Origin of the sequence: Paenibacillus sp. PAMC 26794 (assembly GCF_000316035.1) — a bacterium.
Lineage (GTDB): Bacteria > Bacillota > Bacilli > Paenibacillales > Paenibacillaceae > Paenibacillus.
This window is the reverse complement of the sequence record NZ_ANHX01000081.1, coordinates 33,221-50,621: the sequence shown is the minus strand read 5'-3', so window position 1 is coordinate 50,621 and position 17,401 is coordinate 33,221. Positions and strand designations below refer to the sequence as shown.

The window sequence follows — 17,401 nt, the reverse complement described above, 5'->3', positions numbered from 1 at the left end:
ATAATTCCTTTAATAGCTGCAAAATCTATTTCAGAGTATATCCACCACGAACCATTACGGTTAAGCTGTATTTGTTTCCTTCCAATACCGTGATCCCCCGTCCATCCCTTGGAAAAGAGAGCAGGTGATTGGTGGGCGCTGCCTGTCCATTCGTCAGGTCAATCCCGTCCGTCAGATCAGCTACACCATTCGTACCTTCACTGACGATCACAGCCTTGCCGCTACGTACAATGAACTCCGCGCCAGACTTGCCGATCAGCTGTTGACCCGGCTTCACCGTTACGATCTCAACGGCATCAGAAGCGCCTGAGACCAGTGGAGGAAGTGAAGTGTCTCCACCTGTGCTACCTGAGTTCCCGGTTCCCGTAGAGCCGGAGTTACTACCGGATGAGTTGCCAGAACCAGTGCTAACGCCACCACCTAATGCTTTCTGAATCTGCTGGTCTACATAACTCTTCGTTACAACCGGATCGTCTGCTGTTCCTGGCTGGCTTGTACCTGCACCGATGGCTGTATTGCTGTATACCGACCCAACCCACACGCCAACACCAATCGCGAGCGCAGCAAGGGATACTTTCATATAGGGTTTCATGTGAATCATTTTCCTCCTCTGGTAATCTATTAACTTTAACTATAGAGAAAAAATAGGGATGCGACAAGCAAAACCTCGTTTCCGTTGGGGTGGAAACGAGGTTAATAAAATATTTATGGTAATGGTTATTTATAATTAGAGCCCATTCGTAGGAAACGTTGGCAATTCAAATTCTTCTTTTGGCAGCTTAGTAATGTCGAATCCATAAGCTTGCTCTGCAAGACGAATACGTTGTCCTTGGAATTGGTCATACACAGTTAAGCGATAAGAACCGCCACGTAATTTCTCATAAATACTATCTTCAATACTCCAGTTCAAAGTTTGATTACTACCAACTTTGAGATCGGTTCCAAGCGTTACTTCCTTCTCAAAAGTTTTACCTGTTTGATCCGTTATAGCAAGGATCAATTTATGTTCGTTCTCTCCCATCTCAATTTCCTCATTGCGACTCAGACTATAATTCATATCAATCTGTACGGAAGAGCTACCCGCCAGATATGCACGAACACTGTTAGCTGTCAGAGCATATGGATAGAGATCAATATTGGTGAGGGAACCCTGTACGCTGATCGAAGTTGGCGGTACTTCGAATGCCAGAGCATTCACATAGGCGGTAGCCTCGCCTTCACCTGTAACAAACTTGTTATCAGCTATACCTTCGCCCACAACTAAACGCAGGTCAGAAAACGTCACAGACCTCGGAAGCTTGGCATAGAACGTCACAATCGACTTCTGGCCTGGACCCGGTTTACTATCTGCTTGCTTCGCTGTAGCACGGTAATACTGCCCGTCTGCTGTTTTAAAGTAACCTACAAGTTTGCCAAGGCCGCTCTGTCGTAGTGATTTGTTGGTAACTTCGAACTCCGTATATACGATATCCGACGAAGTCCCTGGATAACGGATCGTTCTGCGCACGCCCATTTCCGTCTCTTTATCACCAATTCCCAACGTATACGTCTTGCCTGTTCCAACATACGAAACAGGTTGTATTAAGCCCGATGTGTTCAACGTAATCCACTCATTCGTTTCTTCCTCGCTCACTTTTTCACTCAAACTAACCTCTAAACGAGACATTCGCAGATCAGAAGGAATCTTGGTTAACAAGTATGCTTCAGTTGTCATACCAGCCCCCAACAGTTTTCCAGATTGGGTGTATATCAGTTTCTTGTCGCCTTCAATCAAAGCAGAATCTATGGTAAACATTGCCTCAAGTTCAGGCAGTTGCACCGTTTTGGTACTTGCATTACGAATAGTCACTTTTGCAGCAATAATATCACTATCCAACCATGGTAGACGTTGCAGAGAACCCAATGAAACACCAAACGTTCCTTTATTGTTCTTAATCACTGTCTCGGTTGTCAATCCATCTCCACTGGATACCGATTCAGGAATAGCATAGACACCAACAGGATAGGAGAAAACAAATCCATTCGTTGGAGCAGAGGTTGTCGATTCTGTGCTCTCATTTTTGTCTACCGGACTCATTACATACAGCTTGATTTTGCTTGTATCACCATCACCCTGAAGGGTTACACTTAGCTTGATTGTCTTGATATCGCCTGGGTTCAACTTCAATGTATCCAATGCTTTAGTTTCAATCGGATAGACTGTTCCGTCTGTATTCCGTACCTCGAAGGTATACGTCGGCACCTTAATGGCTTTCTTGCCTTCATTCTTCAGCTTCATTTGAAGGTTAAGACTATACTCACCATCATCAATTCGGACTTTGGCAGATTCAAGCAATGTGGACAGTCGTTGTCCTTCAACTGAAATAATATTGGGTTGATTGGCAGCGACTTCTACATTCGTTTTGCTAGCCTCTGGCAATTGCAATGCAGCAACAGGCAGAACACTTTTCTCTTCGCCCTGTTCCTCTACAAGCAACAGCTCAGACTTTTGCAGCTTCACTGACGTAGGGAGAGATGCCATCAAATTAAGGGCCTTATTAGCTTGAGCCTGAATACTGACACTCGTGCTGTCTTTATCCGGAGTTAACGGGTAGTTCGTACCACTTGGCGTACGTAAGATCCATTTGATATTTGGATTTTCAAGCAATTTATAACTGATATTGTTTAAATTCACGCCAATTTTCACATACTGTTTCTTATCCTCACCTGGAAACACTTTAATACCTGATACTTTCACCTTTACCGCAGAGTCGCTTAGACGAACCGTCTTAGGCTTACTTACAGGCGTAGTAATGCTATAGGATGCGGGCACGTTAAACTTACCCAGCGTACGTTCATAGTTAGCTTGACTGAAATCCCATTTCACGATGAGGAAGTTCAGATCACTGAGTTTCACCTCGCGACCCACTTTCATGACATAGGTCAACTCAACTGTTGATCCAGGCGCGACGGTTTTCTTTTCCTGATCTTTTACGATAAGTTTAGGCGAGAACGATGTTCCACCCTTCGTTTTCACTTTGCTCCAGTAATCGAGCATCATCATTGGGGTGCTGTCATTGTTCTTGTAAGACAATGTATACGTAACCACATTGCCATCGTCCTGAGCCAAGATATTTACATCTGTTAATCTTACGGAACTTCGTGCAGTCACTTTAACAGCCGATAGGTTACCGAGTGTATGTACAACCTTCTGCATTGTTGTTGTCGTTTTCTTCGATGTACTGCTATTTGAACTGGCGGCAGACGTTTTATTGGTTGTGCTCGCTGCCATGGCGATGCCAGCCGTTGAACTGATCAACATTGCACTTGCGAGCAAGCTCAAAAACATTTTCTTTTGATCCACTTCCAAACCTCCCATAAGTTGCTTGTTGCTATATAGTATAAACGTTTGGGAAGAGGAGAAAGTTACGATGTTGTTTAAATTCACAAGGCCATCTCTATAAAACGTTTAACGTAACTAGTTTATAAAAAAAGAAAAGACTCCTACATTTAAGTAGGAGTCCTTCATTGAAGATAATTATTAATTAAGGAGTAACAGTGAATGTACCTTGTTCGCTGAATGCAGCGACATTAACATCACCTGGAGTAGCCTTAACTGCAGCAGAACCACCAGTATAAGTTACACTAAAGATTGTTTCGCCAGCATCTACAGCATTAGTAGTATTAACTGTGAACTTCAAAATCGAAGTGTCAGTATCCAATGCAATAGTTGTCACATCATCAATAGTTGCTTCTTGATTACCGATAACTACTTTCAACAATCCTTTGATAAGGTTTTTATCTGAAGAAATCGCAAGATTTTTGTCGAATTTCACAGATACGTCGAAAGTTTTGTTATCTGTTTGTGCAACAACTACTGGATTAGTCTCAACCAAAGATGCTGGAATTTTGTTTACCAACACATTAGCGTCGTCAGTTGTTGGAAGAGTCACAACATTACCGAAAGCATCAACAGTTCCTGTTCCAACACGAACCAAAGTCAAACCTGTAGTGAACTTAGGATCCAAGTTTTTGTCCAATGTAATTGTCAATGTTTTTTGATCGTTAGACAATGTAGCAGTGGATCCAGTAGCAACTGTAGTTCCTGCATCTGTTGGAGTAGCACCGTTTTTAACAACGAAATCGCCAGCATTATAGTTGGAAATTTGACCGTCGAATTTAACAACAACAGTTTTCTTGCCAGTAACTTCAATGTCATCAGTCAATACTACAGCATTATTAGAGCTTTTAACTGTTGCAGTAGTAGAGTAGCCTGCTCCAGCAGCAAGATAAGTACCAGTGGAATCAGCAATATAATTTGCTTTGAGGCTAGTCAAGTTTCCAAACTCAGAAGCGTCCAAGTTTGTAGCTTCCAAACGAACAGTGTTAGCTGTAATCAATTGAACATCGTTGTCAGTTTTTGCAATTTGCTTACCATTAACAACGTTCAAGAGATATTTAGAAGAATTCAATGCACTACCAGCACCTTCTGTTGCCAAAGCACGATTGAATTGAACGTAAACATAGTTATGTCCATTTTCTTGAGTTTTCCAAGAGCTGTTGATTGCAGTCTCAGAAGCTTGCCCTACAGGAAGGGAAACTGTGTATGGAAGCAATACGTTACCGATTGTAGCAGAATCTTTTACGCCAGAAACAGTCAATGTATAAGTTTCATTATTCAATGTAGGTCCAAAGTTCACTTTAACTGTTTTACCATCAGCTTGCAAAACAGGTTGGCGGATTGGGTTACCACTTGTATTTACTGCAGTAGTTGTAGTTGCATTATTACCAGCAGCATTTTTCAACACATAGTTCTCACGATTTTTTGCAGATGCATCATCAAGTGTTTTGCTGAATACCAAAGTTGCTACGTAGTTACCATTTTCACGCTCGAATTTAGTATCAACTACTACCGGGCGAACTGTGTCCAAAGTTGGAGTTACTTTAACATCCAAGTTTGCAGTGTTGCCACTGTAGTCTGTAACACCATTCAAACGAATGTTGTTTTCAGAAGCATTCAACGGATTTTTGAATTTCAAAGTTACTTTGTTATCACTTACAGTAGTTGTCTCTGGAGTGATAGATGAAACGTTAGCATATGCACCAGAAACAGATTTCACTGGTTCATTGAAAGTGATTGTAACTTCTTTCAGGTCTTTAGATGTTACAGATTCAACTACAGGTGCAGTTGTATCAGTAGCAGCAGTGAATTCAACAGTGTTAGGTACAATTGTCAAGTTAGAGTAATCTTGAACATTGCTTACACGCAGAGTGTGAGCACCTTCAGTCAATTCAGTTGCCAAGATTACAGTATCAGGATAAGTGTATTGCACAGTTGCTGCAATCGCTTTGTCGTCGATACGGAAGTTACTGGAGATAATTCCAGTAGACTTAACTGGCTCGCTGAATTTGATTTTAACAGCTTTAGTTCCCAAAGCTGTAACAGACTCAACTGTTGGAACTGCTACATCAAGTGGTGTAAAGGAAACTGTACCACTGATTGTTTTGGAGCTATCAGCATTTTTAACATTGTTAACTACAACAGAAGCCTGTCTTTGGTTAACGAAGTTACTGCTGTTAGTCAGCAACAATGTTACTGATTTTTTATCAGCACCCAAAGTAGCTTTTTCAATAGACAATCCGCTGATTGTATAGTTACTTACAGTTTCTGCGGAATCTTCTTCAACAGATCCATCGAATGTTACTACTACTTGTTTCAAGTTGGATGCAGTAGCTGCTTCAACTTTAGTAGCTGTAGTTACTACATAAGTAACTTTCTCAGTGAACTCTTTATCTTTGTAAGTGAATTTCACTTCAGTTTCTTTGTTAGCTTCGAGAGCTTTATCCAAAGTTACTTTTACAGTTTCGCCGTCGCTGATTTTGAATTCAACAACTTTTCCACCTTCAGTTACTGTGTAAGAAGATACTTTCAAGCTTTGAGCTTGATCGATTGCGAATGCTGCACCTACCAACAACTCGCGGGAAGCATTACCAGCGAAGTTAGCGTTAGCGTCGATCAGACCTGCATTGATCGCTGCTTGAGCATAACCTTTAGCCCATGCTGCTGCAGTGTTGTTAGTTTCAGTTGGGATTTCAAGATCAAGTGCACGAGTCAAGATTGTAGCCATTTCAGCTACTGTCACTTTACCGTTGAAGTCAAAGATTTTTTTCTCTACGTTTTTACCTTCCATGATACCCGCAGCTGTTACAGCTTCGATGTAAGGTACAGCCCAGTTTTTAGCTGTGTAGTTTTTGTCAGTGTAAGAAAGAGTTCCAGTGATCTCTTTCAGACCGAGCAATTTAGTGATAACTTTTGCGAATTCAGCACGAGTCATGTCTTTATCAAGACCTGCTGTGCCATCTGGATAACCAGAGAAGATACCTTTTGCTTTCAATGCATCAAACTGTTGTTGTGGTGAAACTGCTGTGTCACCGAATGCTACAGATGCAAACATTGAGAATGCCATTGCTGTAGACAATGCTACGGATAAAATTTTCTTCATAACCTTTTTGTCTCCTCCTTGGGCGTTCATAACATTAGAATTTTCTTTAATAGGGTCGCTCGTATTCCTCATATATTGTTGCACCCCCTTTCCAGAGTTTTGAGCAAGTTAATATAAATGATGTCTGTGAGCATATCACAGAAACTTGTAAACAACATAATAGAATCACACGTAAATAGAGTAGTTTCCTAATCCTACCTACGTATTATACAATGGGTCTCTCGTGCCGTAAAGCAATTTTTTCTAATAAATAGACAAGATTCTTCACGAGGTCATTCTTGGTAAGTTGCCCAATGTTTTCGACTCTACATCTTAAACGCAGCAGATTTCAAAAAGTTGCGGATTCCTCAAAAAAAGTTTTGAATTTATTTATGTATTGATGCAGTGCGGGTCTTTAACGGGTTCAAAACCTTTAATGCAGTTGTATTTATGACGCTTTCTCCATAATCACCCTGCGTAAGGAATGATGTGGACGTTTATTTATACCCGTTATTTTCCACGATGAAGCGACAAAATCTTAAAATATCGAAATAAAAAAAGAGGGCCCTCAGGGCCCTCTTCTTGGATCAGTGACTATAACTTAACGAATTTTCATGGCCAGTTCAATAATCTGAGCACGCATATTCGGATCACTATTCAATCTCAGATACATATCGTCAATTGGTTGTCTGTTCTCCCGATATGTTTTCTCGTGCTTCATCGTGGTGTGAGACCATTCAATCAATTCATTCTCAGCCAGAACCAGATTGTTATACGCATCATGGAAGCCGGTGGACTGTACAAGTCCTTCCATTACTTCCTGAGAGATCTCTTCTGTCTTACGTGTATCTTCCAACTTTTTCTCCAGGATTACTGCCTGCTTCTCGAACTGTGTCTTTGCCTTCATGTAGCCCAGCTGGGCTCTCGAATAAATCGGTTTCATTAGCTAACTTCACCCTCTAGATCATTGTGTATTTACCGTTATTGTATCTTAATCTCTAGCAAATTACAAAAATAGTTATTGGTAAAAAACAGATTTCTTCTATTATAAATGAATTCTATATAAGCTCTTCTTCAGTCATAAAAAGAACCCATCCCTTTAGTAAAAGGGAAAGGTCCTTCCTAAAATTATCTCAACTATGCTAGATTAGCTCAACGTTTTAGGGAATAACTTCGTGCTCTTCTTAAGCAGCTCTACAGCAATCTTGGCTGCTTCTGCACGTGTCAAATTCCCTTTAGGGTTAAACTGGTACAACGTTTTTGTAGATCCTGTGACCTGCACAGGGCTACCTTCCATGATTTTCGCTTTGGTTACCGCCTGTACTGACGGACGAGCATAGTACTCAATGGAAGTGGAATCCTGGAACGACTTCGCTAAAGCTGAAGACAATTTGCTATCGTTGGCCGCAAGCTTGCTGCTCATTGCCCGTGCAATCATCACCGCTGCCTGTTCACGTGTAATCGAGTCCTCTACTCCAAAATACCCGTCGCTCAAACCTGTTACAATACCTGCTCTCGCCGCTGTTTCAATGGAGGCATAGTCCCACGTATCACTCTTGGTCGTAGGAGACACGTCAGTAAAGGTTTGTATATTGGTATAGTTCAATGGGATATCCAGACCTTTAACTAGCAAGGTAGCGAATTCTCCGCGTGTCGTCTGATCATCTGAACCAAATGCGTTGAAACGCAGGTTATTCATGATCCCTTTGGAATACAATGCATTCAGCAGATTTCTTGCCCACGGATGATTTGTGATATCCTGATAACTTTTACTTTGCTTCATAACCTTGTAGTAACCAAACTCATCAAAGGAAACTGTAATTGTGTGTTTCTTAGTGTCTACTACTCCGCCAATCGGTACCCATTCACCAATGTTGGTTTTGTCTGTGTAACGGAATACCGTAATTGTTGAACCCACTTCATCAACAATGGTTGGATCATACGCAAGCGTTAATGTTCCCCGGTTAGAAGGAACCAGGACACGTTCTGTTGGATATTGCGTAAAGCTTCCTTCAAGGGAGTATGGTGTCACACCATTCGTTCCAGGCTTATATCCACTCGTCCCTTTATCTCCAAGCTCACCAATCCCACCGTTAATCCAATACGTATCAGAGATCGGCACAAAGTTACTTGTAGTCAGATTCGAGTTGAACAGCTCTGTTAAAATGGTTGGTACTGTGATCGGTGTCAATCCTCCCGTACTGCGAGGATCAGCCTGTCCGATATTAAAGCCATAGTCATTTTTCCGTTCAAGTACGCCATCCTTTGGATCGGCAATACCAAACAGAATTTTGTTGTCAGGATAAAACTTAATTACCCCACTGCTCGATTTTGCAGCGGACTGTAATATGGTTCCTTTCGGGAAAGCCAATTCAAGTTTCTTGTTAAACACTGAGTATTTATTGACAATCTTAGGTGCCATGTACTGTGCATCTGTCGCTACTGTACCTGTGTAGAATACGTTGACAGTGTCGTTGATGGCACCGCCATCCCTAACAATCTGAATTTTGATAGCATTGCTCTTATCCTGTTTCAGTCCTACATAATCCAGAACAAAGCGATCATTCATGTCCGGACGTTTAACGGCAGGGTCTTTATTGATCAAAACCTGAGTTGCTCCTTCAGCCTCAATATCAAAGTGCACATAGTTTTTGGTAACTACGATCTGTTCTCCTACAGTTGCTACAGGAGACAGAATTCGATAGGAAGAAGGTTCTCTTACAATCTCGAGTCTTTGTGTCGTTCTTGCACCTGTTCCGTTAATTAACTCCAACGTATAGACGTGGCTGCCAGGTGCATCAAAGACATAGTTACGAATACGAATCATAAATTCATCTTGATTTCCCGCAAAATCAAATGTGTGGCCGTCTGAAGTCTGCTTGTTAATATCCTGTAAGTCCGTACCTGGGATCGGATTATAACTAAATATCAGCTTTGACCCAGAATATAAGTTGGCAATCTGTGCACCGCCACCTTTGAATACAAGGTCATATCGTTCTTCACTTGTTACATATTTGCCATCCCGAATCACAAAATCTGGTGTAACTTTGAAAATTTTGTCCATTTCCTCTGTTGTGTATTTGCTCACATCTGCATCGTAAAATTCCTGACGAGTGTCAGTAGGAACAAGGGTTGGCATGAATTTATCAATATTGGATACGTTACTATCCGAGATGTAAATTCTCAATTTTTTCTCAATAATTTTGGCTTTACCCGCACCATCCTGATCAGTACCAATAATCGTGATCGTGTTTTCCCCGTATACTAGCGGTCCCTCTTTCTTAATGTCTAATGAGAATGAGAACTTGCCGTTTGTTCCTGGGAAACCAGTAACCTTGCTTTGATCGACCCCATTCACTAGCAACTGGGGAACAAATTGATTTGAGCTCAATGTGCTGAATCCGATAAACTCGCCATCTACCTTTAAAGTATTCGTTATTCTTGAGTTAAAGTTATACGTCTGTCCATCGTACAAGTTGGCTACATAGATATAGCTTTTAGAAGCGTAAGATACAGTAACGTCGTAATATGGATCTGGCGTTGTGTAGTAAAAGCGAATTTTCTGAGTACCATTGGCCAGGTTTTTCACCAAATATACTGCTTGTTTGCTTGTAAGGCCAGTAGCAGCCTTATCCGTTGCCGAAATATTAACCTTATTGGTACCTGTAGGCATGTATTGACCAATTGGTAATTCAGTACCAATGTCTTGACTCGATTCAACTAGGATATAGAAGCTATCTTTATCAATCTGTGCATTATTTAATGCGACTTTGTTCGTTACCGCTCCTCCAGCATAATCTGGAAGGTAGTACATATTCGTAATTGCCTTCACGTCAGGCGCGTAAGTAAATTTACCTTTGTAACCGGCACTGAAATTGCCATAAACGACTGCAACATCGACTGTCTGATTCTTGGCAGGTTTTGTTGGATCGGTTGTACCGGGTTGCAATGCATATGCATTGTCTGTCTTGAATGTTACCAAACGATACTCGGGTGTAGTTCCGTCTGGACCCGGAATGATGACCTCCTTAACACCCGTCAGTGTCATTGGTGTTCCATTAGCTGAAAATGTCCCTACATCCTCGAATGCACTATTGCTGGCAGTGTAGGGCAATATTAATTGCACATCAAGCTTAGCTCCGCTAGCAACCGTAGAGAACGTAGGTGTAACATCGAGTACTGATTTGGTGTCGGTATCACTCAAAATTACATTGAGCGCTGAGAACGGCTGATTTTTATCATAATAATAAACGGAACGCTCTGTAATCACAGAATCGGAACCATTCGCTATGGTGAACTTCAAATTATTCAATCCTGCATTCAACTTAAGCTGGGGCGTGAAAAATGTCCCGTTTGGTAGTAAAGGGGTATCCAGTTCTTCCCCGCCATTAAGGGAAACCGTAACTTTGGATGAATTCTGAACTTTACCTTGTACTGATACGAGCTGTGTATTTACAACAGTCTGCGATCCTTCATTTAGACCATAAGACGTGTTGGACCCAGTGCTCGGATCGGTAAAAATCTTGAAGTCCTGAATAAAAGGAACCTGATCATAGAGCACATAGAACGTGTCCGAGCGTTCCACTGCACCCTGATTACCGTAAAAGGTAATTCGGTTGAAGCCCGGGAACAGTGTCAGATTGTTAGCAGAGAATTTATTGTTACCACTTGTGCTTGCAGTAACTGCAGTCGTATTCGCACGAGTAGCATCTGCTTCCCACTTCATCTTGGTGCTTCCCGCTGTCACAGGAACGGAGTTAAGCTGTTCGACCTTTACCCGCATCGTATCTTTGGATACGAAAGCGTAAGCACCTGTTATCGTAAGTGTCCCTGAAGTCGTTTGGTAAGCCAAAGACCGGGATAGGAATCTTGCATTATCTGAGTCATCCAAATTAAGATCGGCTGTATTGCTAATAGTGGTATTATCTGGTGTGAAATAAGTAGTCTGTGCGTTGGCAGCCGAAGCAACGGACCCACCGAACAGACCTTGTGGGAACAATGAGAACACCATGGTGACCAACATGATCCAGACCAACGGCCGTTTCTTTTGTTGCATTACGTATCATCTCTCCTCTTTTTAAGTCAGTTACCTTTATATATCGGCAAAAGGTTCCAATTATTTAGTAAAAATCTCAAAATAAACAAAAAACCTTATCCACTAGGGATAAGGTTGGGTCTGGAATAATATTCAAGAATAGCTGTAACCATTACATTTATCTATTTATGATTTCGAACGAGTCTCCGGATTCAGCTTGACGCGCATACGCATCAGGAAGTTAATAACCGGTCTTCTCGTTTTGCTAACAAGCCCGATGACTTCTGCTCCCACCTGAAGGAAGAACATCATGATACAGATGACCACAAACGTTACCCAGTTGGCTTCGAACATAGCAGCGGACGATTGGATAATGGCCAGAACTCCGAAGAACGCGGCAATTCCATAAATGATCAGCACCGTCTGACGGTGACTGAATCCAAGTTCACACAAGCAGTGATGAAGGTGACCTTTATCCGGTGCGAAAATCGGTTTCCGTTGTACCGCACGACGGATAATCGCGAAGAAGGTATCCGAGAGCGGCACACCGATAATGATCAACGGTGTAATAAAGGACACGATAGCAATTTGTTTGAAACCGAGCATGGATAACATCGCCAGAGAGAAACCAAGGAATAGTGATCCGGTATCCCCCATGAAGATCTTGGCCGGGTGGAAGTTAAAGAACAAGAATCCGATAATACTACCCAGCAATACAAGACACATCAAGGCAATCATCATGTTACCCATCAGGAAGGACATCACGGCAATGGTACCAATTGCAATACCAGATACACCGGCTGCCAGACCATCCAGACCATCAATCAGGTTAATCGCATTGGTTACACCAACGATCCAGAAGATCGTCAGCGGTATGGATACCCAAGCTTCGAGTGAAGAGTAGGAATCCTGAAACGGAATGTTAACGAAATCTACCCGGATATTAAATCCGAATACAACGACAGAAGCAGCAACGATCTGACCAAGCAGCTTCACTTTGGCCGATAGTTCAAACCGATCATCGAGTGCGCCGATCAGTACGATAATAGTTCCACCAATCAGAAACGCGCTGACAAAACTCATATCCCGAGTCGTGAACCATGCCGATACAAACGGAAGCAATGCAGCAACTGTAATAATAAAGGCCAGGAATATCCCCAGACCACCAAGACGTGGCATGATCCGTGTGTGTACTTTACGTGCATTCGGCGTATCCATCGCGCCAATGCGGACTGCGAACTTTTTGACAAGTGGTGTCAGGGCAAGAGCCAGTCCCATTGACACGATAAATCCAATGATAAAGATCGCTACCATTTGAACATTCGACCCCCAATTATAATACCTGTACGAAATTATAAATCCCCTGATCTCTTTTTATATATAAAATTATTTGTTAGTCACTTTTGATGAAAAATTTTGTTACACGATAACGGAGAGTGCAAGGAAAACTAGAGAAGTGTAACGTTCGCATTTATCACCGGATTTCATCCTTTGGAAAAGGATAAAAGGAAATCTGGGGATAACGGCGATCGACAGGTTGCCTTGCAATCGTAGTGCCAAGTGTAACGCTTCTGTTTTCATGGAGTGGCACAGATGTAATCCGGAATGAATTATACGCTCATCACACCCGAAAAGCCATCCTCAATTTCTAGCAAAAACACGCATTTATCTCGCAATTACCTGTTTTTAACGGACTTTCGTCACGTTTTCTTTGTCACGCATCACCTTAACAGCGAATTTCGGAAGCGCAAGCATCCGGCCAGCCCGGCTTGGTTCACGCAATAAGCGATAAAACCACTCCAGTCTTAACTTTTGAAACAGGACAGGCGCACGTTTAGTTTTACCCGAAATCACATCAAAGCTGCCACCAACGCCCATGGTTACAGGAACCTTTAGCGCATTTTTGTGTTTGTGAATCCACGGTTCTTGGGTGTCTGCCCCACGTGCTACAAACAACAGATCAGGTGCCGCTTCCCGAATGGAAGCGATGACCTGTTCATCCTCAGCCGGACCAAAATAACCGTCGCGATAACCCACAATTCGAATCGCCGGATATTGCTGTTGTAACCGAACTGCCGTTTCTTGAATCACCTCAGGGGTGGAACCCAGCAGATATACGCCCCATCGATAGTTTTCTCCAACACGCAGCAATTCATGTAAAAGCTCAAAACCCGGCACTCGCTCAGCTACAGGATCTCCACAATAGTTTGCAGCCCATACGACACCTGTTCCATCAGGAACAATCAATTCCGCAGCTTGCATAACTTCCATGATTGCGGGATTTTCCAATGCGGCCATAACCATAATGGGATTGGCTGTAATGACCTGATGTGGTGTCTGTTTGGACAGCACAGCTTCCTGGAGAACCTTTACCGTTTCTTTCATCGTCAGTTTGGAAAAAGGAATGCCGTAGATCGAAACGGTAGGTATTGATCCGGTCTGACTCATCTTTATCTCATCCTTTGCGGCCTAAATAGTTAATAATCTGCTGTGCAGGCACTCTGGCTTCCTGCTTCAGTTGGGTGATGCCTTCTTCATGTTCCTTCAACCACTGTGAACGTTGATCCAGCAGTCCAACAACAGTCTTGGCGAGTTTATCTCCATCGAGTGTATCCGTATTTCCTGCTGGTTCACTGTCCAGACGAAGCAGGAATTGATCAATTTTCGGATCATACGAGATACCCACCGGAGGCACATATTGCGAAGCTGCATAGATCAGACTGTGCAGACGCATACCGATGACGAGATCACACTTGCTGACTTCCTCCAGCATAAGCTGAGGGTCGGTCAGATCTTCTGTGATGCTAATCTTGCTGCCTTTGCTGGTCACATCACCGAGCATTTCCATAAGGAAACGTGATGCCTGTTCATCCACTGGCAAATGAAATGGCAGAAAACGCAAGTGCACCGCTCTTTTGGAGCACAGCTTTTTCAATCCGGCGGCAATAGCCGTAAGTTCCTTCCGGTCTGACTCCCAAAAACGTACCGAAACGCCGATCACAGGAAGCTTCGTATGTCCTCCAGTTGAAGGTTCCACTCGATTAGCCTGGTTAGCAGCATCTGCTGAAGTAGCGCCAGCTACAGCCTTCGAATTTGTTTCAGGTAATGGCAAGCCCATTACTGGGTCGGGTACAACATGGATCTGATTCCACTGTAACCCGAGCCCACGCAGGTAGTCTGCAGATTGTTCATCCCGTACGGATACATAGGTGCAGGCCTTAAAGACCGATTTGATCATCGGATTGAAAATTTTACGATTCACTGGGCCAATCCCCTGTGCATAGATAAACGTTGGTTTTTTCAGCCACTGGGCCAGCTTGATTACACCCAGATAATAAGGAATGGATTTCAGTCCAGTTGCATCCTGCAATAGACTTCCTCCGCCACTGATTAACCCGTCGCTCTCCTTGAGTGCTTCACGGACTTCCTTCAATTTCATACGATGCACGGAGCGCACACCGTACATGGCGGTTGTCGACTCGGGATCACCCGAGAGAACAATAGGTTCAATCGTTATGTTCGACCTTTGGCTTTCCTCTTCCAGCGCTGTCAAAATCGACTTTAGCACCGCTTCGTCTCCGCTATTGCGGAATCCGTAATACCCCGAGATGACTAACTTTTGAGAAGTGGTGACCATTTTTTCCAACATCCTTCCGCTACTTGCCACACACCCACAGCAATGATACCGAAGATTAAGCCAAGTCCCAATCCCATCACTCCACGAATGAGTGACAATACAGCCGGCGTATGGATATGCGCGAACGTATCCACCATGGACAACTGTCCAATCGCTGCAATAATGAGCACAAAGATGACTTTACGATATTTTAAAGCGGCGAACACGCCAACGATAAATAGCGGGTGTCCCAGCATAAATTCTTTGAATCTCGGACGTACACCGAACGTATCTTCCAACGTGGTACGAAGGAACATCTCTAATGGTGTTACTGAACCCGAGTTGCCTGTACGGCTCAAATAATAGTATCCAACAACGGCAGCAACAAGTGCCAAAACAACCATTAACACATTAATTGGCATACGAAGCATTTCTTTAATTTTCTTAATAGAGAACGAACCCGAACCACGATAAAACACAATATAGATCGCTACCAGTGCCATAGGTGCAAAGTGCAACAGACTCACGCCGCGGAACTGGTTAATCACCAGACTGTACGTAATACTGTTAAGCAATGCGATGACAAAAGGTACCGCCAGGAATGACAGAATCGAAGTTCTTACATATAACACCAACGTTTGTTTCAAACGACGACCCGCGGATGCGTCTGGTTGACGCTGTTGCTGATAGTTCACTGTACGAACGGCCAGCACCATCGCTATGGTCGGCGCGGCGATTGCCACAAGCAAGGCAATTCCTTGCTCCAGCAGCGTTGGTTTCAAAAGGAACAATCCTGCACTGCCCACCAAAGCGACCACAAATGCGATCAAAGTCAGTAGTGGGATAAAATAAGAAACCATAAGTGCAATCATGGCAATTGCACCAACAAGAGCAACCAGCTTGGCATAACGCTGAATCGAAGAATCCTTAACTGTAAATGCTTCAGCTTGTCCTAACTCGAATCCATGCTTCGCCATGCGTTCTACCGCATGACCCGGCTCACCCAGACTATTGATCAGATTCTCAATTGGATCTGTAATCATAGCCTTTGCTGTATTCCGGCTTGGCGATGCATTCATATAGAGCATACGAATATTGCGATCCTTGGTTGCGAGAACAAAACGGTCAGCAATCGTGTCTACATCCAGATTGGCATCTCCATCACTAAGCGAGTACAGACGCGTAACGTTGTAATCCGTTTTATAAGCAAGGGTCTGGAAACCAGACTGCGGTTTCTTCAAGTTCTCGATGGCTGCAAGACCAATATTGTGCTTGTTCAGCAACTGTGCGAATTGGTCTAGACTTTTCATGTCTGCATTATCATTGTACCCTTTCACAGCATCACCATCAAACAAGATGCGCTTTACGCCATTCTCTTCGAAGAAGGTAAGCAAGCGCTCCATCGACTCCTGGCTGTATGGCACACTGTCCGAGATCCGCGGCAAAATGTAAAAACCTTTATCACGCAGCATCTTCACGGCAACCGGATCGGGCTGCAAAGGCTGCATGTTGGCATTCTCCGGAGGAGTCTGCAATATTAAGCCGCTTCGACCTTCATATTCCCAAGGTACTACCGGAATCTGCCGATCAGCGAACGTTTGTTCAATAATAGGGGTATACGTCTGTGCGTTTTCCTCCGATGTAAATAACACATACGTGTAATTTGCATTAGAAGGGATCACATCTTTGGTCAGGTTTGCGAGATCCTGGCCGTTGTATACCATTAGTCGGCGTGTTTTTCTCAGCTCGTCCAATGTACTTTCGAACACAGCCATCGTTGTTACGCCTGCGTCTTTTAGACGAGTCAATTGTTCATTCATGAAATCCTGCGGATGTGCCTGATACGCTGAGATATCCAGCAGACCCCGATAATTGAAGACAAGCTCCACCTTTTTGGCAGAAGATTCTGTCTGCACCCGATCACTGATTACAGGGATGGACGCAACCAGACCGATAATAACGACGAGCCACAACCACTTCCGAGAAGCGTTATTCCAATAAAGCCATTTTTGACGCACTACATGTACCTCCTCAAGTGTTGGAACCAAATGCACGTTCAGCTCAAGTAATTCGTTCATTTAACATTCATACAATAGGTTACAAACAGCTTGTGTTAACAAGCCCTCTTATATGCTATATAGATTGAACTGAAGCATTATTTACACTTGCCACTTCGATGACAGAACAACCTTCCGATCGCTGTTATCCCCCGATTTTTTTGATTCACTTTTAATAAAGGTGAAAATCTGGTGATAAAGGCGAACGTTTCACTTCTTCAGGTTATTTCTA

At 43.1% G+C, this 17,401-nt stretch carries 9 protein-coding genes; all 9 read right to left on the bottom strand.

Translation table 11 applies throughout. The annotated features are described in order from the left end of the window. Positions 1 to 25: 25 nt before the first annotated feature. The 9 genes from D829_RS0126575 to D829_RS0126535 all read right to left on the bottom strand — a co-directional run bounded on the left by D829_RS0126575 (position 26) and on the right by D829_RS0126535 (position 17,130). The gene (locus D829_RS0126575) at positions 26 to 592 is read right to left on the bottom strand and encodes a hypothetical protein (RefSeq protein WP_017691961.1); all 567 of its coding nucleotides are present in this window, start codon (positions 590 to 592) and stop codon (positions 26 to 28) included. A 135-nt stretch (positions 593 to 727) separates the two neighbouring features. Beyond that, on the bottom strand, positions 728 to 3,343 hold the full coding sequence (locus D829_RS0126570; RefSeq protein WP_017691960.1) for a hypothetical protein: 2,616 nt from the start codon (positions 3,341 to 3,343) through the stop codon (positions 728 to 730). Positions 3,344 to 3,524: 181 nt separating this feature from the next. Further along, complete coding sequence (locus D829_RS32000) at positions 3,525 to 6,482, bottom strand: S-layer homology domain-containing protein (RefSeq protein ID WP_017691959.1); 2,958 nt, start codon at positions 6,480 to 6,482, stop codon at positions 3,525 to 3,527. A gap of 580 nt (positions 6,483 to 7,062) precedes the next feature. After that, entirely contained in the window at positions 7,063 to 7,404 is a 342-nt protein-coding gene (locus D829_RS0126560; protein ID WP_017691958.1) for a hypothetical protein, read from the bottom strand. Between the two features lie 204 nt (positions 7,405 to 7,608). Beyond that, entirely contained in the window at positions 7,609 to 11,517 is a 3,909-nt protein-coding gene (locus tag D829_RS0126555) for an S-layer homology domain-containing protein (RefSeq protein ID WP_017691957.1), read from the bottom strand. Positions 11,518 to 11,682: 165 nt separating this feature from the next. Next, positions 11,683 to 12,810 (bottom strand): MraY family glycosyltransferase, encoded by a 1,128-nt coding sequence (locus D829_RS0126550; protein ID WP_017691956.1) that lies wholly within the window; start codon positions 12,808 to 12,810, stop codon positions 11,683 to 11,685. 372 nt (positions 12,811 to 13,182) lie between these two features. Then, on the bottom strand, positions 13,183 to 13,944 hold the full coding sequence (locus D829_RS0126545) for a WecB/TagA/CpsF family glycosyltransferase (protein ID WP_017691955.1): 762 nt from the start codon (positions 13,942 to 13,944) through the stop codon (positions 13,183 to 13,185). Positions 13,945 to 13,951: 7 nt separating this feature from the next. Continuing rightward, positions 13,952 to 15,133, bottom strand: a complete 1,182-nt coding sequence (gene csaB, locus D829_RS0126540; protein WP_017691954.1) for a polysaccharide pyruvyl transferase CsaB — start codon at positions 15,131 to 15,133, stop codon at positions 13,952 to 13,954. After that, entirely contained in the window at positions 15,109 to 17,130 is a 2,022-nt protein-coding gene (locus tag D829_RS0126535; RefSeq protein ID WP_017691953.1) for a DUF5693 family protein, read from the bottom strand. Before D829_RS0126535 ends, csaB begins: the two co-directional genes overlap by 25 nt. Positions 17,131 to 17,401: the final 271 nt, after the last annotated feature.